Origin of the sequence: Streptomyces sp. NPDC051218, assembly GCF_044455475.1 — a bacterium.
In the GTDB taxonomy this organism is placed as follows: Bacteria; Actinomycetota; Actinomycetes; order Streptomycetales; family Streptomycetaceae; genus Streptomyces.
On the sequence record NZ_JBITEU010000008.1, the window covers coordinates 1 to 16730 of the forward strand.

A 16730-nucleotide genomic window follows, 5' to 3' on the forward strand; every position below is an offset into this window, starting at 1 on the left:
GGGGGGGGGGGGCGGGGGGGGGGGGGGGGGGGGGGGGGGGGCCCCCCGGGGGGGGGGGGGGGGGGGGGGGGGGGGGTTGGGGGGGGGGGGGGGGGGGGGGGCCCCCCCCCCCACGGCGGGGGTTTCGGCTAGATGCCGAACGGCGCGGCGTAGCGCACCATGCCGCTGGGCAGCGGGTGACCCGCGTCGAGGGCGAGAGCCATCATGGCCTCGTCGGGAACCTCGATGCTGATGCCGATGCCGTGCGCGGAGGCACGGGTGAAGCCGAACCGCGGGTAGTACGCCGGGTGCCCGAGGACGGTGACGAAGCGCTCGCCCCGGTCCCTGGCCACGTCGAGCGCGGCCCGGATCGCCGAGGAACCGGCACCGGTCTTCTGGTACTCGGGGAGTACGGCCACGGGGGCCAGGCACAGGGCCGGGGTGTCCCCGATGTGGCAGCGGGTCAGCAGCGCGTGGCCGACGATCTTGCCGCCCTGGTCGGTGGTGACGACGGAAAGTCCGTCGATCCACGCGGGGTCGGCGCGCAGCGCGTCGACGAGGTCGGCCTCGGCCGGGGTGTCGAACGCGGCGACGACGACGGCACGAATGGCGGGGATGTCAGCGCTGGTCTCGGCGCGCGTGATCCAGGTGTTGCTCAGGGAATTGCTCATGATGGACGGAGATCCGTTTCATGGTGGGTTCGTGTGGGTGGTGCCCCGCGAGCTCACGCTCCCAGCGAGGGCGAATCCAACTGAGGTCAGGCCACGACCCGGGACGTGAGGGTGGTCCGGGCGGTGCGCATGGCAGTGGCCTTGAGCGCGGTCATCAGCCCCAACTCCCAACATCCTCGATACCGGATCACACGAACACCGAAGATCTTACCATCCGGCCGCTCCGGCGGGGAGGGCCGAGCCCGCCCCGCCCCTGGGCTCAGGAGAAGATCGCGTGCACCTGGTCGACCGCTTCGGGCCCGTAACCGACGACGCCCACCGGGACCGCGCCGTCGATCGCCTCGATCACGCGCCCGGCCCACACGGGCCCGAAGCCTCCGCACAGCTCGATCATCTGCACACCTTCACCGACCAGACGGCGCGCGGCCTCGACGCCGTCCTCCGGCTTGGGCACCCCCACGAGCACCGTGCGGCACTGCCCCGTGTCGACGACGTTCACCTCACCACTCGCCTCGCTGCCTGCCGCGGTGTAGATGAAGCCCCAGCTGGTGAGCGCCATGAGTAAAGCCCCCTCAATCCCCGGTCACCCGGATCGGTCATCAACGTGGCGCCCGGCCTGACGGCCAAGCCCCCTCGCAGTTCTATGCCACCACCCGTGGTTACCGACCGGTCCGGGGGCGTGGGCGGCGTCACTCGCCGTTCCCGTGTCGGGATGGGAGGGGCGAGGCGTGGGGAGGATGGACTGGGGACCCGGAACGGGGCGGCCACAGGGAGGCGCGATGCCGACGCAGACCCATCGCCTCATCATCCACGAGCTCGCACGGTGTGACGAGTGCGCTGTGTTGCGGGTGAGCGGTGAACTCGACCAGAGCGGCGAGAAGTTCTTTCTGCGCACCCTCGGCGCCGCCGTCATGGCGGGTCATCGACATCTCGTGCTCGATGTGACGGCGCTGGTGTTCTGCGATTCCCGCGGGCTCAACTGCCTGCTCGGAGTGCGGTGGTTGCTGAGGCGCCGCGAGGGCCGGCTGCTGCTGGCGGGGGCCGGTCGGCATCTCGCCGAACTCCTGACGCTGACCGGCAGCACGGAGATCTTTCCCCGCTATCTCACGGTGGGCCAGGCCCTGCTTGCCCTGCCCCCCGCGCACCGCCCCACATGGCCGCCCGCGCCGTCACCCCGCTCGGACGGTGCGGCGGCCGACACCCCGCCTTCTGAGCCCTGATCACCTGGCCTCGAGCCAGAAGGCCTTGCCCTTCGAGGTGTTCTCGGACAGATCGACCGGCAGCCCCTCGGCACGGAGTTGTTCGCCGGTGAACTCCCCCTTCGCGGCGCGGGCCTGCGTGCCGTCGTCGTCGATCGTGATGTCGGTGACGCCGTAGGTCGTACGGTCCTCCAGCCAGCGCACCTTGGCGTCGACTCGGGTCTGCGCCGTGCCGGCCCCGGTCGCGATCAGCAGGGCCCGGCGGCGCCGGTCGTCCGTCCACATCCATACGTACGGGCCTTTGCTGCTGTCCCACTCTTCGGTGCCCCACGCCTGGCCCAGGTGGACGGGGAGGAACTGACCGTCCGTCAAGGCCGTGATCTCCGGCCTCCTCCGCCAGGCGTTGAACACGCCCATCAACTTCACCGCCGCATCGGGCCACTTGGCCTCGTCACCAGGGTCCTGGCCGAACTTGACCGCGCGTACAGCCATGTAGGAGTAGTAGTCCTCCATGCGGCCGGTCATCTTGCCGCCGTTCATATACGTCGAGTTCATCGGCAGATGCCCGAACGCGGTGAGCGCGGTGCGCAGGGACAGGTCCTCTCCGGTGATGCCGCCGTTGGAGGTGTTCCAGCCGTTGTACGCGATGTGCAGCAGGCCGTTGTTGCGGTCGCCCTGGGTGGGCGCGATGTCGAGTTCGCTGGTGAGCTTGGGCAGATACTGCGGGTTCTCGGTCACCAGGTCGTCGAGCATGCTCCGGGTGAGAACCGCTTTGCGGTAGACGTTGTCGCCCGCGTGGGAGTACGCGGTCGTCCTCTCGTTCTGCCAGTACTCGGTCAGGTCGATCATGTGCTGGGTGACACCGTGATCGTTGAGCAGGGACTCGATCTGCCGCCTCTTGTAGGCGAGTTGGGCCGGGTCGGCGAGGTCGCGCCCCTGGAGGTGTCCGCCGCCGGACAGGGAGAACCACAGGCCGAAGCCGAGGCTGTTGTCCCTGAGGGTCTTGGAGAGTGTGCCCAGGCTGGTGATGGCCTTCTTCATGGAGTCACTGGGCTCGATGGTGTCACGGGTGGTGTTCCAGTAGTCGTCGAGCATCACCATGTCGAGGCCCGCCCGCTTGGTCTGCGGGATGACGACCTCGTAGTAGTAGCCGGGGGGCAGTTCCTGACCCGGGCCTCCCCGGTAGTCCCAGTCGTTCTGGTGGAACAGCGTGGTCGTGTGGTGGTACTTGAACCGCTTGCGGAAGTGCAGCTCGTCCGCCATCTTGCCGTCGACGACATCGCCCTTGAAGACGGTGAGATTCACCGCGAGGTACTCGAACTCCTCCTGCGGGAACAGCGTCAGGTGCAGCGATTCGGGGTGTGTGTCGACCGAGACGCTCGCCTGCTCGTGCCACGCGTTGATCCCGGCGAACGGCGGCAGCATGTAGTCGGTCTCGTGATTGCCGTTGCCGCGCTGCGTCTTCCAGTTGAGCTCGGGGCTCACGCTCCAGCCGTCCCCCGAGTCGTACACGGTGAGAGCTTTCTTCGGCCAGGACTTGCCGACGGGTTCCGTGCTCAGCGATCCGCGGGTGCTGAACCACTTCATGTTCGGGACGTAGTGGAGCGTGTGCGGCTCGTCGGGAAGGCGCAGATCGAGAATCGTGGAGCGGGTCAGGGTGAGTACGCGGGCCGCGTCCTCGTTACGGACGAGGGTGTAGTACCGCAGACCCGCTTCACCGTCGTAGATCTCGAAGACCAGGGTGACGGCGAACCGGCGGGGCGTGGCCCTGCGCAGCGGGATGCGGATGCGTTCGCCGACCCGCCAGGACTTCTCCTTCGTGCGAACGGTGATGAGTTCCCTGCTCGCCGCCCCCAGGCTCCACCCTCCGTCGTCCGCGCGGACGGTGTCGCCGTCGTCGAATTCGTGGGCGAAGAGCAGAGAGGGGCCGCTCAAGTAGTCGCGTGCGGCAGGCTTGTTGCGGAGCCTGCTGAGCTGGATGCCGCCTCGCTCGTAGGTGACGGTGGCCTTGAGGGAGTCGTTCTCGAAGGTCCAGTGTCTGGCCCTTCGCGCGATGCTGTCCGACACCGTGGCTGCGGTTCCGGTCCCGGTACCCGCGCCCACCAAGGCGGCCGAGGCCGCGCCAAGGAAGAGTCGACGGCTCAGTGGGGACATTGCGGCACCATCCTTCGTCATTGCCTTCGCTCGACTCGCTCTGACATCGTTGTCGGAACGCAGGGGCACCTCGTTCCACGCCCCGCACGGAACCCCTCGGAACGGCGCGCCCTAAGGCCCACGCGGACGGACCCCCAGCCACTCCAACTCGCCGCCGCTCCCGACGACCTGGGACAGCAAGCGCTTTCCGAACTCGCGCCACCTAAGCATCGCGCCGGCGCACCGGTCAACAGGGCGGGAACGATCCGATCACCGGATTCGCAAGGGCCCCGTAATGCGATCGGGAAGTGACCCGTGATGCAGCAGAACCCTTGACGTGCCGACGAGGCCACCGAAGAATGACCCCACTCTGACAACGTTGTCTAAGGGAAGGTCGCGCACGATGCCGCAACACGCCTGGGGCCCCACCCGACGTCAAGCTCTGCAGCTCCTAGGGGTTTCCAGTGCCGTGGCGGCCTTCCCGCTCACCCTCGGCACGGGGTCCGCGACGGCTGCCGACGCGGACCCCCGGGAGCAGGACGCCGTCGCGGACACGTACTACCGCGTCCTGCTGTCGCACACCCGCTGGTCCGAGACCCAGTGGGACGGGGCCCAAGGCCACTACACCAACAAGGACTTCGGCTTCGCCGTCGTGCTCGGCAACGCGGTACTGCTGACCCGTGGCCCCTACGACGCAGAGCGCGCCGGAGTCTCCAGGGACACCCTGCGCACCCGCACACTCGCCACGCTGAAGCACTTCGCCGCATCGAACCGGCTGACGGGTGGCACCGAGTGGGGCCGGAAGCTGTTCTTCGACACCACCTTCCAGTCCTACTTCGTCCTGGCGGCGCGCCTGCTCTGGGACGACCTCGACGAGGCGACCCGGCACAACGTCGACACCATCGTCCGTGAACAGGCCCAGTACACCGTGGAGTTGGGCACGGGCGACGACCCCGACTCCGGCGACTGGTCACCCCACGGGCTCACGGGCGGCTTCGAGGGCGACACCAAACTCGAGGAGATGGGCATCTACGCCCAGACGCTCGCGCCTGCCCTGGCCTGGGCGGGCGACGACCAGCGGCTCGACGCGTGGCGCGCAGCCTTCGGCCGGTGGAGCCGCAACGAGGCGGGACTGCCCGCGGCCGACCTGGCGAACCCCGCCCGGGTGGACGGCGTCGCCGTCAGCGAGAACACCGCGCAGAACCTGTACGACACCTTCATCGTCGAGAATCACGGGTCGTTCGGCCCGCACTACCAGGAAGAACTCTGGCGTACGTCCGGCCGCAACTCCGCCCACTTCCTCACGGCGGGCCAGGCCCTGCCCGAAGTGCTGACCGCCCAGCCCAACGCCGCTCCGCTGTGGCGCACGCTGCTCGGCGTGATGAGCGACGCGGGCGAGCCCCTGATGCCGATGGTCGCGGACCGCGAACACCTCTACGGCCGCGACGTCATCCCCCTCGCCTTCCTCGCCCAGGTCGCCGGTGATCGCGCCGCGGCAGCCTGCGAACACGCCCTCGCGGAAAGGCTGGAGGCGTACCAGCAGTATCCGCCGCAGTACCGCATCGCGAAGTTCTCGGGCGAGCCCAAGTACGAGCCGGAGGCACGCGCCGAACTGGCCATCAGTTACCTCCTGCACGAGTGGCGGGACCGCTCGGGACACCCGCGCGTTCGCCCTCTCTCCCCGAGTGAGCTCTTCGAGCAGGCGAGCGGCGTCACCGATCACGGCACGGGGCCCGGCCTCGTCTCCCATCAGTCCCGCGGCGCCTGGGCGGGCACGGTCAGCAAGCCGGGCTTCGTGAAGTTCGCCTGGCAGCCGGCCCACGACGACTGGCTGTTCGCACTCAGCGGCCCGACACCCATGTTCCTGCCCAGCACCGGAGCGAAGGTCGTCAAGCGGTCCGCCGTCACGTACACGCGGCGGCGGGACGGCTTCGACGGGAGCGCGAGCCTGCTGACGCTGGACCACGGGCATGCGGGGTTCACCACCCTGCCCACGGGCGCGGTGGTCTACGCGACATCGGGCACGGCGGACGGCGAGGGCCACCTGGAGGTGCGCAACCTGTCCATGCCGGGCGTACCGGGCCTGGACGGCAGCCGTACCTATCGGGCCGCCGACGCAAGGGCCACCGTCAAGGCGAAGACCGAGGGCCAGTCGTCCGCGGGGCCGCGCGTCGACGAACTCAGCTTTCCGCGCAGGCAGTTCCGGCACGTGCGCATGCTGGGGGTGCGACCCGACCCGTCGTACGGCTATTCGCTGTACGCCTTCGAGATACGCGACGGCGCCTCGGGCGAGGACCTGGCACGCGGCGACGCGGCTGCGGCGACGGCCTCCTCCTTCGAACCGGGCAAGGAGGCGGCGCTCGCGATCGACGGCGGGGGTTCGAGCCGCTGGGCCGTGTCGCGCGCGGACCGTTCACGGCCGGACAGCTGGATCGCCGTCGACCTCGGTTCCTCCCGGTCCATGGACAGGGTGACCCTGCGCTGGGAGGCCGCGGCGGGCCGGGCCTACCGGCTCCAGGGGTCGGCCGACGGACAGGAGTGGACGGAATTGGTCGCCTGGCCACGGCCGGATCTCACCAGCCGCGGGCAGTGGCTGGACATCGACGGCCGTGCCGGTCTCGTCGTGCGTGGTGGCGCCCATCCGATCGCGGTGTACGGCGACACCGTCGTGCTCTCCGACGGACCGGCCGAGAGCCTGCTGATCGAGGGACTGCCCGGTGCGACGCCGGCGGAACTGCGCGCGGCTGCCGCCCGCAAGACGCCTTCGGCGGACGCCGCTGACGTCAAGGCCGCCCTCACCGAACACCACCTGAGTCTGTTCAACCTCTCAGGCGACCCCGTGACCGCGACGGTGACGATCCCGCGCACATCCGCTGAGGAGGTCCAGCTCTACGAGGGCGTCCAGACCCTCACACAGTCCGGCACGGCCCTGCGCGCCGAACTGCCCGCCGCATCCGCCGTGTTGGCGCCGCCCCGCATCACCCTGTCCGCCGGCCGCCTTCCCGTAGGCCTACGTGCCGAGGTCGTCGACGGCAGCACCGTACGGCTGAGCGGTCCCGCCTGCCGGGTCACCGTCTCCGCGCAGGGCAGACGGGTCGGCGCGACGGTCCGCGCGGGCCGCACGACCACGGTCACCGTGCCTCGCGCCACGCCGTACCCCCTCTCCGACCTGGCGCTGGGCCGCGTCACCTTCCCGACGTCGCCGCTGCCGCCCGGCATGTCGGACCCGCGGGCCGCGGTGGACGGTGACGAGGCGACCGCGTGGACCGCGGGCCAGGACGATCGCATGGTCGTCGACCTCGGCGCCGAACAGCACGTCGGTGAGATCCGCACCCGGTGGCGCGGCGGCCACGCCCCCGCCGCGCAGGTGGAGTTCAGCGTGGACGGCCGCACGTACAGCGGCTCCGCACGGCTGTCGACGCGCGGCACCCTGCGCGTCGACCGCACGGCACGCTATGTGGCGCTGCGTGTCACCGCCCGCTCCGGAGGTTCACTGACCGCGTTGACCATCACCTCGCGCTGACCCTCACGTCACGAGGAGGGCAGCGGCTTCAAGGGGCGGGGCTACTTCGCCCGAGCCAGGGCTATCGCCCCCTGGAGCCGCTCCCCCGCCTCGTACATCATGTAGGGCACGCCGTTCTCCGTCCCGAAACTCGGTGACGCGCTGCGCCCGTTGTCCGGCGCGCCCGTCATCGAGTCGTGGAAGATCCCGAGGTGGTCACGGCGGGAGAAGTCCTTGCCGACCTCGGTGATCAGGATGTTGCCGCCACTGGCCTTGTCCGTGTTGTAGACGACGTAGGCGCTGTCCCCGCGCGTCAGCAGGTGGGGCCCGCCCACGTTCTGCGCTCCCACCTCTCCGTGACGGATCAGTGGGGTCTGGTCGAAGGTCCAGTTGCGGCCGTCGGGCGACCAACCCCAGGCGATGTCACGGTGGTTGGTGGTGTTGTTCAGCATGAAGAGCATCACGTAGCGGGCGCCCCGGGAGGGCAGGTCGTGACGGAACACGCGGGCGTAGGACGTCTCGGTGGAGCCGCTCGGCAGCATCGAGGTGGAGAGCACCACCTTGTCGTACGTGAAGTGGATGCCGTCCTTGGAACGCGCGAGGCGTGTCGTGGTGTTCTCGCCGTGGAAGTACAGCCACATCTCCTTCGCGTCCTCGTTCCACAGCACGTGCGGCGAGGAGACATGGCTGACCTTGTAGTGCGGCTGCCAGTCGTTGGTGACCATGGGGTTGGCCGTGTACTCGGTGAAGGGCCCCTCGATCGAGTCGCCGTAGGCCAGGCAGATGCCGCCGGGGGCGTCATGCGGTGCGTAGTAGAGGTAGTAGCGGCCGAGTGCGCCCGAGATCCGGCCGACGGTGCCGCGCAGGCACGGGAAGATGATCTCGCCCGTGGGGTTGTACGCGAGGTCTCCGGGCTTCAGGACCGTCTTCACGTAGGTGTAGTCGGGGAAGCCGCCCGGGGCCGCCGCGGCCGTGCCCCCTGTCGTGGTGCCCAGCGCCAGGGCGGTACCGGTGGCGGCGGCCCCGCGCAGGAAGACGCGGCGCGGGAAGGGCCGGGGGTGGTGCTGCTCGGTGTCGTGCTGTGCGGTGTCGTGCTGCGGCTCGTTCATTGCTGTTCTCCGTCCCGGGAGGTGCATGTCAGAGGTGCGTGGCAGGGTCGGACGGGCGTGGCGGTGTCAGAGGTAGGTGGCGGCGGTGACACAGAATCCGCCGAGCGCGACGGCCCACACGTAGGGCAGGGTGCGCACCATGACCTGCTGCGGGCCGACGCCCGCGTACTGGGCGCTCCACACGGTCTGGGTGCTGGTGGGGTCGGCGACGCCGAAGACCTGGTTGTACGAGGCGGCGATGCCGAGCACGGCGATGGCGGGGTAGATGCCGGCGGCGATGAGGACGCCCGCGATGCCGGCGCCCAAGCCGTAGACGTTCAGCGGCCCCCGGTAGAGGCACAGCGGCACCAGCAGGGTGAAGACCAGGACGAACAGCACCGGGTTCTGCGGGCTGACGGCCTTGACCAGCGGTTCGAGCGCCTCGATGGCGCCCGGCAGTTTCACCGCGGCGAGCAGGATGCCGATCGCGATGAACAGCGCGATCGGGGGCGCGGCGACCTCGAAGCCGCCGTACAGGGTGCGAAGGAGGCGCTTGTTCATCTCGCGCGGGCGGGTCGTGGTGACCAGGGCGTAGAGCACACCGGCCAACAGCGAGGGAATGATGGCCAGTTCGAGGCCGAGGGCCAGGACCAGGGGCACCACGGGAGTGAGCAGCGCGTACCACGGTGCGTCGCCGAGCCGTTCGCGGCGTGAGCGAGGTTTGTCGACGGCCGTCTTCAGCGCCCAGGTGTGCTCGACCCCGCGGCGGCGGGATTCGACGAGGACGAAGGCGACGGCAGCGACCAGGGCCAGCGGGAACAGCTTCACCATGAAGTCGCGCACCGTGGCGACCGGCAGGTCGAGGGCGGTGGAGAAGAACTGCCAGATGGGGAGCTCGAAGGGGACTCCGACGGCGATGCCCATGAGGATGGTGCCCGCCGCGGTGACCTTGGGGATGCCCACGGCGACCATCGCGGGGATGCCGATGATGCCGGCCAGCATGGCGGCGGGCGCCGAGCCCGTGACCGTGCCGACCAGCGCGGACACGGCGAGCACGCCGAGTGCCACGACCGTGGGCCGGTCGCCGCCGAACTCCACGATCTTGCGGACGATGGTCCCGGCGATGCCGGTCTCGTCGAGGAGTCTGCCGAGCCACGAGCCGAGCAGCACCGCGATCATCGTCGACGCGAGCATCGGGGCGCCCTCCTGGAGGACGGTGTCGAAGACGCTCTCCTTGCCGGTCAGCGGTGCGCCGGCGACGAGTGCGATGACGACGCCGAGCAGCACCAGGGCGAAGGCCGTGGGGAGTTTGCGGGTGAGCATGGCGGCGACACCCACCGCCATGACGATCAAGATGACAACGCCCATGGCGCTACTTCCCTCTGTGGGTCTCGTGGGTCACTGGGGTCTCGTGGGTCACTTGGGTCACGGCGTCGCCGAGCGCGGCCGTGAGGAGAAGGGGGCTGCGGCCGAGCCCGCAGACGGTACGGGCATGGGCGTGGGCGGCGATCTCCTCCGCGCCCGCCACGTGCCCGTAGAGCCGCAGCCGCCCCGCGCGCAGGACGACATGGCCGAGCGCCCGCTTCAGCGCGGCCTTCGCCGGGCCGTGGTGGAGGTGTTCGTGCACGGATTCATGGGCGATGGCCGCCGCGCGCACCGATCCTGGCGGGTACCACTGCCGCCAGCCCCGTTCGTCGATCAGCGCTTCGGCCGCCGCGAGGGTGTCGGTGTAGAGCTCCACCGTGGGAGTCGGACGTGAGGTGTAGCGGGCGAGAAGACCACGTTCCAGGCCGTCGGAGCGCTCCACGATCCTGGCCCGGCACGGCACGGGGGCCAGCGCGGCACCGAACTCCTCAGCCGTGCGCGCCCATTGGCGGAGCAGCCGCGGGTCGCGACCCTCGTGGGTGGGTGTCGCGGCGAGGAGTTGGACGGCGTGCTCCAGGTCGTCGAGGGCCTCGGGCGGCGGCTCCGTGAGGTTGCTCGTGGAGGCGCGCGCGGGCGTGCTCATATGCGTACCTCGAGCACGGCGATGACCGGCTCGTCGGCGGCGCGCGCGTCGAGTTCGCTGCGGGCCAGCGCGAGCAGCGCCCCGGGATCGAGCACGCCCGAGAGGTCCGCGATCCGGGAGCCGAGCAGCAGCCGCACGGCCGGGGCGCGGACGCCGCCGTCGCCGTACGAGGTGGTCTCGCGCACCAGCTTCGCCAGGACGTCGGGGGCGTCGGCGACCCGGGTGGCCTCCACGCGGGCGTCGGGGACGTGGAGGCGGATGACTCCGTCGGCGTCGACGATCCGTACCGGATGCCGGGTGGTGCGCAGGGTGCGCCTCACCTCGGTCCCGTACACGGTGTGGGCGGAAGTGCCGGCGAGGACCGTGACTTGGGAGGGGTCGGCCTTGAGGCTGGCGGCCGCCGTCCGTAGCCGTTCCGCTTCGTCCGCCCGGTGCGCGCGGTCCTGGGTGCGCAGTTCGGTGGCGCCGGTGGCCACGGCCCGCACGGTGCTGGTCTGCGGGTCGACGGTGACCTCGACCTCGACTCCGTCGGCGGCGGCGCCCTGCGCGACGACGGCCGCCTCCGCCTCCGCCCGCACGGCGAGAATCTGTTCCTGTCCGGCTCCGGGAATGGTCCGCTCGATCTGCTCGCGCACCAGCGCGAGCGCGACACCGATGGGGCTGATCACTTCGCTGTGGCGGGCGATCCGCCCCTCCAGGCCACTGACTTCGGCCAGGTGCGGGGTGACGGACGCGGCGCCGCCGCCTCCGCCGACGAGCAGTGCGGTGTCCTTGTCCATCCGGTAGTCGCGGATCATCGTGTCGACGACCTTCTTGACGTGCGCCGTTCCCACGTCGAGGAGTCGGGCCGCCGCGGTGGCGACGTCCACGCCGAGCGCCTGGGCGAGCGGGGTCATCGCCGCGCGCGCGACGTCCTGGTCGCTGCGGGCGAAGTCGCCCTCGGGCACGCGTCCTGCCGCGTTGGCCGCGCACGTCATGGTGAGGGCGAAGCGGCCGCCCGCGGCGTCGAGTACGGCGTAGTCCGCCGGGTCGTCGGGCATCGGGCGGATGGTGGTGAGCGTGGCGTCGCGCAGGTCGTCGAGGGTCGCGAAGCACGCGTAGGGCAGCCCGGCGATATGGGCGCTGCGCGGCCCGACGCCGGTCACCTTCCCGCCGCCGACCCGGACCATGGAACCGCCGCCGACTCCGACGGTGCGTACGTCCAGGGCGTTGAGGTAGGACTTCTTGCCGAGGATCGTGGCGTGCTGGACGGCCACCTTGCCGCGCCGGACGACGCTGATGTCGGTGGAGGTGCCGCCGGTCTCCAGGAAGACGCCCTCGCTGATCCGTTCCTGCATCAACGCGCCCGCCACGCCTGCCGCGGGGCCCGAGAGGACCGTCAGGAGGGGCCTGCGCCGCATCTCGTCCAGCGACATCACGCCGCCGTCGCAGCGCATCACCATCAGCGGGGAGTCGACTCCGGCCTTGGTGATGGAGCTGTCGACGAGATCCGCGGTGGCCAGCATGCGCGGCAGGATCGCCGCGTTGACCACGGCCGTACGGGTGCGTTTGTGCAGCCCGTACAGGGAAGTGATCTCGTGCGCGGCGGTCAGCGGAAGCCCGGCGGAACGCGCCGTCGACACCACGGACCGCTCGCCCTCGGGACGGTCCACGCTGAACGGTTCGGTGGCCACGAGGACTTGGGCGCCCGCCTGGGCCAGCGAGTCGGCGGCGCGCCGGACGGCCGCCGCATCCTCGGGGTCCGTGACGTGGGCGTAGACGAGCGGGAGGCTCTTGCCCGGGGTGAGTTGGAGCTTGCCGAGCGCGGCGAGCCTGCGGGTGAGGGCGGCGGCGGGGCCTGTCCCGATGCCGAGCAGGCCCACGGTGGCGACATCGCCCTCCAGCAGGGCGTTGGTAGCCTGTGTCGTGCCGTGCGCCAGAAAGGCGACATCCTCGGGTGCGCGGCCGGTCTCTTCCAGCAGACGGCTCAGTGCTTCCACGATGCCGTGGGCCACGCCGTCCTCGTGATGGTGGCTGGTGGGGACCTTCACCTGTCCCAGGAGTTCCAGGGTCGTGGCGTCTACGGCCACGGCGTCGGTGAAGGTTCCGCCCACGTCGATGCCGACGCGGATGCGGTGGGTGGTCATGGTTGGGCACCTCCTTGTGCGGGTTGGCGGTGCGCGGGCGGGCCGGGTGGGACAGGTGGAGCTGTCCCACCCGGCACTTGTGAGAGCGGTCAGCTCTCAGTAGCCGCGTACGTCGGGCCAGTGGCGCTGCACTCCGTCTCGGTCGAGCAGCCGGGCGAACTCGTCGAACCGCTTGTCCTCGCCCTGGACTTGATGGGGTTCGACCCCTTCGGACACGCAGTGCGCGGCCAGGGCGCCGGCCACCTCGCCGATGTTCCATTCCACGGGGTGGAGGCGATAGCAGCCGTTGGTGATGTGGGTGGTGCCGATGTTCTTGCCCGCGGGCAGGAGATTGCGGACCCGGCGGGGCACGAGGGCACCGAGCGCTATCTCGAACGGCACGGAGCCGATGTCGATGTAGTTGTCACCGCCGGTGGAGGGGTGCAGGTCGATCCGGTAGTTGCCGACACCCACCGAATCCCGGTACTTCGTACGCCCGTAAGGGCCGACGACATCGATGGCGACATCCTGCTCGGTGACGGTGGTGACGGCCTTGATCCGCCGCGACTCCCGCACGTAGGGCGCCTTGGCCAGGCCGTCCGCCGTGCCCGTGATGTCGGGGCGAAGGCGCAGGCCGGGGAAGCCGGTGCCGCCGTCCTCGCGGGGCGCCTCGGTCTGCAGCCAGTAAAGGACCGAGAGCGACAACTGTCGCGCCTCGGCCAGCGCCTGGACCGAGGTCTGCTCGCCGCCACCGATCAGTGGCTTCAACCAGTAGTCGTTGAGGGGCCAGTTGACCAGGGTGATGTCGGAGTCGAAGGCGCCCGGCCGGTGCAGTTTGCGGGCGAGGATGCGGCGGAAGCCCCACAGTTCCTTGTCGCCCGCGTCGGCGCTCTGGTCGGCGTTGACGGCGAGCGGGTCGATCTCCGGGTTCGGTACGAACGTACGCGGGACCGCTTCGAGCGAACGCGGGTCGGGGGCGAGGAAGCCGAGGAGCGGTCCCGGCCAGAAGTCGGGCTGGTAGGAGCGCCAGAAGTCGTAGTCGACGGGGCGCTCGATGACGTGGTTCTCGCCCTCGTGGTGGGAGAGCGCGAAGCAGACGGTGATGCCTTGCTGGTTGAGGGGCTGCGCTTCGTCCGGCGCGTGCGGCTCGCCGAACTCGGCGCGTGACTCGGCGCCGACGGCGTGCTCGACACCGCCCAGTTCGAGGAGTTCGCCGGTCTCGGTGGCGTCGATGAAGTAGCGGGCGTGGAGTGTGGTGCGGTCGCCGTCGCGCAGGTTCTCCAGGGTCACCGAGGTGATGACATCGTTGTCGGACTCGGCAGCGACAGCCCAGTGTTCGGTGAGCAGCGTCAGCCGTCCCGAGGCGAGATGGGGCGCGAGCATACCCTCCATCACGGCGAGGGCGACGCGGGGCTCGTGGCACAGCTTGCTCACCCGGCCCGCTCCCGGATTGAGACCGGTCAGGGCAAGCGCCTCCGAACGCAGGGGATACCACTGGCGGTAGTAGTCCCGGATGGACTCGCGCAGCTTGCGGTACGAGGCGGTCGTGCCGAACTGCTCCACCCAGGGGTGCTCGTCGGGCGGCACCGCTTGGGAGGTGAGCTGGCCGCCGATCCAGTCGGTCTCCTCGGTGAGGACGACGGTCCGGCCGGCGCGGCAGGCGGCGAGCGCGGCGGCCACGCCACCGAGGCCGCCACCGACGATGAGGATGTCCGGTTCAGGGATCACGGTTCTCCTAGTGCTGGCTGTGCTGTACGTGGTTGTGCAGTGGGATGCGGGGAGCGAGCCCGGTGGGGCGTGGCCCCCCGCGCCCGTCATGCGCTGTCCGGGAGCACCTCGGGTGGGGGGCCCGTGCTGGCGCCCGGCCGGAATGTGCAGGCCACCAGGGGGTCGGGAGCGTCCTCGCCCGCGACGAGCGTGGCGAGCAGGCGCACGGCAGCGGCGCCCAACTGCGCGCGGGGGATGTCGAATCCGCTGGGCTGCGGCTCGTCCGCGAGATCCGGGGGCGGGCTGCCGAGCACCGCGAGTGAGATGTCGTCGGGGCATCGCAGACCGGCGTCGCGGGCAGCCGTGCTCAGCGCTCGCCAGGCGGCGCCGCTGTCGGTCTCTTCGGCCACGAACGCGGTGACACCCTCTGCCGCCCACCGCCGCAAGTGCTCGGGGCCCAGCTCGCGTTGCGGCTTCGCGCTGCGGAACACGGCAGCGTGCCCACCGGGCAGTCCCGCGGCTTTCAGGCCCTCCAGAAAGCCTTGTTCGCGGTCGGTCGAAGCGGGCGCGTCGTCGTCCTCGCGTACGAGAATGATGCGACGGTGCCCAAGGGCGGCGAGCCGCTGGACGACTTCGCGGCTGGCGCTCACATAGTCGGCGCCGACCCAGGCGAGCCCCTCCGGCTCCTCCCTGCGACCCAGGTGGACCACGGGAAACCCGTCGTCCACGAGCCTGCGCAGCTCGTCCACCGGGGCGTGGCGGCCGAGGAAGAGACACCCGTCGGCGAGCCGCGCCCTGTTGAGCGCGCGCGGCCCGCCGGCCCCCGCGCCGCCGGTACTCGACCCGGTGAAGAGCACCAGGTCGTATCCCTGCGCGGCGGCTTCCTGCTCCACGCCCACCAGGAACGGGTAGTACGAGTGCTGCACATCCGTGGGGAAGGTGGCCGTGAAGCTGAAGACTCCGAGCAGGCCGTTGCGTGCCGCCGCTAGGCGCCGCGCCGCGGGGTCGGGAACATAGCCGAGGCTCGCGGCCGCGTCGAGCACCTTCTGCCGGGTCTCGTCCGAGATGGCCACGCCCTGCTTCTTCCCGGCGAGGACCAACGACACCGTGGCCTGCGAGACCCCCGCGAGCCGGGCGACCTCGGCCTGACGCGGGCGTCCGGTGCGCCCTACCGGCGCGGACGCCCGGCCTCGCGCGGCCCGCTTCTTGGGTTGGTCCACCGCTGCCCCCCGTCGTTAATGCGTATTAGTTATGCGCATTAACGAGTACTGTGCGGGGCTCGGGGCGATGGGTCAAGAGACGGGAACGAACTTTTTCCCGACCGTCGGAGCGCGGCCGCCGGCTCGACGATCACGCGAACCGCGGGCCGCCGCGCAACAGTTCACAGACGTCGGCCGGCGCCACCTGCCCCTGCGCCTGCGCCTGCGCCTGCGCGGGAATCGGCTCAGATGACTACGACCCGGCGCCCGCGCGTGTGGCCGGCCTGGCTGTCGATGTGCGCCGCCGCGGCATCGGCCAGCGCGTACGACTTCTCGACCGGGATGTGGAGCCTCCCCCGCGAGATGAGGTCGGCGGCCTCGGCGAGCGCTTCCGGCACGCTCCCGGCCACGCCGGAGAACCGGACGCCGAACTCCGGCGCACCGAGATCGGCGATGGAGATCACCGTCCGTGGATCCCCGGTCAGTTCGACGAGTTCACGGATGACGCCCGAACCTGCCAGATCGAGAGCCGCGTCGACGTTTCCAAGCTGCCGCACCCGCTCGACCCAGCCATCGCCGTACGTCGTGGGAACGGCGCCCAGGCCCCGCAGATAGTCCTGGTTCGCGGCCCCCGCCGTACCTATCACCGTGATGCCGCGCTCGCGGGCGATCTGCAGTACCGCCGATCCCACTCCCCCGGACGCACCGCTGACCAGCAGCGTCTGCCCGGCCCGCACACCGACCTGGTCGATGATGCGCAGCGCGGTCTCCACCACGGAGGGGTAGCCGGCCGCCTCCTCGAACGTCAGCCCCTCGGGCATCCGGGCCCAGGCCCCCAGCACGGCGAACTCGGCATACGTACACGAGCCTTCGCCGAACACGTGGTCGCCGACCTCGACCCCTTCGACGCCCTCACCGACCTCGTCCACGACACCGGAGGCGTCCAGCCCGACTCCGGCGGGCAACTCGACCGGATGGGCTCCCAGCTTCTGACCTTCGCGGACCCTCCAGTCGACGGGGTTCACGCCCGCCGCCCGCACGGCGATGCGTATCTGGCCGGGGCCCGCGTGGGGCTCATCGGCGTCTTCGAGTCGTAGTACGTCAGGGCCACCGAACTCGGTGAAGCTCACTCTCTTCAT

General features: G+C 70.6%; 12 protein-coding genes. 2 read left to right on the plus strand and 10 right to left on the minus strand.

Going from position 1 to position 16730, the window contains the following annotated elements:
* Nucleotides 1–128: 128 nt before the first annotated feature.
* Both ACIBCK_RS23430 and ACIBCK_RS23435 read right to left on the minus strand, forming a co-directional pair.
* The gene (locus tag ACIBCK_RS23430) at nt 129–650 is read right to left on the minus strand and encodes a GNAT family N-acetyltransferase (protein WP_399393141.1); all 522 of its coding nucleotides are present in this window, start codon (nt 648–650) and stop codon (nt 129–131) included.
* Between the two features lie 259 nt (nt 651–909).
* On the minus strand, nt 910–1209 hold the full coding sequence (locus tag ACIBCK_RS23435; RefSeq protein WP_399393142.1) for a DUF6506 family protein: 300 nt from the start codon (nt 1207–1209) through the stop codon (nt 910–912).
* 220 nt (nt 1210–1429) lie between these two features.
* On the opposite strand from ACIBCK_RS23435, the gene ACIBCK_RS23440 reads away from it, so the two are divergent.
* The gene (locus tag ACIBCK_RS23440) at nt 1430–1870 is read left to right on the plus strand and encodes an STAS domain-containing protein (RefSeq protein ID WP_399393144.1); all 441 of its coding nucleotides are present in this window, start codon (nt 1430–1432) and stop codon (nt 1868–1870) included.
* Here the strand turns inward: ACIBCK_RS23440 and ACIBCK_RS23445 are convergent, their stop codons facing one another.
* Nucleotides 1871–4003: a hypothetical protein gene (locus ACIBCK_RS23445; RefSeq protein ID WP_399393146.1), complete on the minus strand. Its 2133-nt coding sequence runs from the start codon at nt 4001–4003 to the stop codon at nt 1871–1873.
* Between the two features lie 382 nt (nt 4004–4385).
* Between ACIBCK_RS23445 and ACIBCK_RS23450 the strand changes: the two genes are divergently transcribed.
* Nucleotides 4386–7505: a discoidin domain-containing protein gene (locus ACIBCK_RS23450; RefSeq protein ID WP_399393148.1), complete on the plus strand. Its 3120-nt coding sequence runs from the start codon at nt 4386–4388 to the stop codon at nt 7503–7505.
* A gap of 41 nt (nt 7506–7546) precedes the next feature.
* Here the strand turns inward: ACIBCK_RS23450 and ACIBCK_RS23455 are convergent, their stop codons facing one another.
* The 7 genes from ACIBCK_RS23455 to ACIBCK_RS23485 all read right to left on the minus strand — a co-directional run bounded on the left by ACIBCK_RS23455 (nt 7547) and on the right by ACIBCK_RS23485 (nt 16730).
* Nucleotides 7547–8593, minus strand: a complete 1047-nt coding sequence (locus ACIBCK_RS23455; protein WP_399393150.1) for a hypothetical protein — start codon at nt 8591–8593, stop codon at nt 7547–7549.
* Nucleotides 8594–8659: 66 nt separating this feature from the next.
* Nucleotides 8660–9940 (minus strand): TRAP transporter large permease subunit, encoded by a 1281-nt coding sequence (locus tag ACIBCK_RS23460; protein WP_399393152.1) that lies wholly within the window; start codon nt 9938–9940, stop codon nt 8660–8662.
* Nucleotides 9941–9944: 4 nt separating this feature from the next.
* Complete coding sequence (locus ACIBCK_RS23465) at nt 9945–10580, minus strand: hypothetical protein (protein WP_399393154.1); 636 nt, start codon at nt 10578–10580, stop codon at nt 9945–9947.
* Complete coding sequence (locus tag ACIBCK_RS23470) at nt 10577–12706, minus strand: hydantoinase/oxoprolinase family protein (protein ID WP_399393156.1); 2130 nt, start codon at nt 12704–12706, stop codon at nt 10577–10579. The genes ACIBCK_RS23465 and ACIBCK_RS23470 overlap by 4 nt, the downstream gene beginning before the upstream one ends.
* Before the next feature lie 96 nt (nt 12707–12802).
* Nucleotides 12803–14413 (minus strand): FAD-dependent oxidoreductase, encoded by a 1611-nt coding sequence (locus ACIBCK_RS23475; RefSeq protein ID WP_399393158.1) that lies wholly within the window; start codon nt 14411–14413, stop codon nt 12803–12805.
* A gap of 86 nt (nt 14414–14499) precedes the next feature.
* Nucleotides 14500–15612: a LacI family DNA-binding transcriptional regulator gene (locus tag ACIBCK_RS23480; RefSeq protein WP_399393160.1), complete on the minus strand. Its 1113-nt coding sequence runs from the start codon at nt 15610–15612 to the stop codon at nt 14500–14502.
* Nucleotides 15613–15836: 224 nt separating this feature from the next.
* Nucleotides 15837–16730, minus strand: coding sequence for an NADP-dependent oxidoreductase (locus ACIBCK_RS23485; protein WP_399393162.1), 894 nt, complete (start codon nt 16728–16730; stop codon nt 15837–15839).

Bases quoted from the DNA above. Each gene is read 5' to 3' on its own strand.
- ACIBCK_RS23430 (WP_399393141.1), bottom strand. From the start codon at position 650: ATGAGCAATTCCCTGAGCAACACCTGGATCACGCGCGCCGAGACCAGC.
- ACIBCK_RS23435 (WP_399393142.1), bottom strand. From the start codon at position 1,209: ATGGCGCTCACCAGCTGGGGCTTCATCTACACCGCGGCAGGCAGCGAG.
- ACIBCK_RS23440 (WP_399393144.1), top strand. From the start codon at position 1,430: ATGCCGACGCAGACCCATCGCCTCATCATCCACGAGCTCGCACGGTGT.
- ACIBCK_RS23445 (WP_399393146.1), bottom strand. From the start codon at position 4,003: ATGTCCCCACTGAGCCGTCGACTCTTCCTTGGCGCGGCCTCGGCCGCC.
- ACIBCK_RS23450 (WP_399393148.1), top strand. From the start codon at position 4,386: ATGCCGCAACACGCCTGGGGCCCCACCCGACGTCAAGCTCTGCAGCTC.
- ACIBCK_RS23455 (WP_399393150.1), bottom strand. From the start codon at position 8,593: ATGAACGAGCCGCAGCACGACACCGCACAGCACGACACCGAGCAGCAC.
- ACIBCK_RS23460 (WP_399393152.1), bottom strand. From the start codon at position 9,940: ATGGGCGTTGTCATCTTGATCGTCATGGCGGTGGGTGTCGCCGCCATG.
- ACIBCK_RS23465 (WP_399393154.1), bottom strand. From the start codon at position 10,580: ATGAGCACGCCCGCGCGCGCCTCCACGAGCAACCTCACGGAGCCGCCG.
- ACIBCK_RS23470 (WP_399393156.1), bottom strand. From the start codon at position 12,706: ATGACCACCCACCGCATCCGCGTCGGCATCGACGTGGGCGGAACCTTC.
- ACIBCK_RS23485 (WP_399393162.1), bottom strand. From the start codon at position 16,730: ATGAAGAGAGTGAGCTTCACCGAGTTCGGTGGCCCTGACGTACTACGA.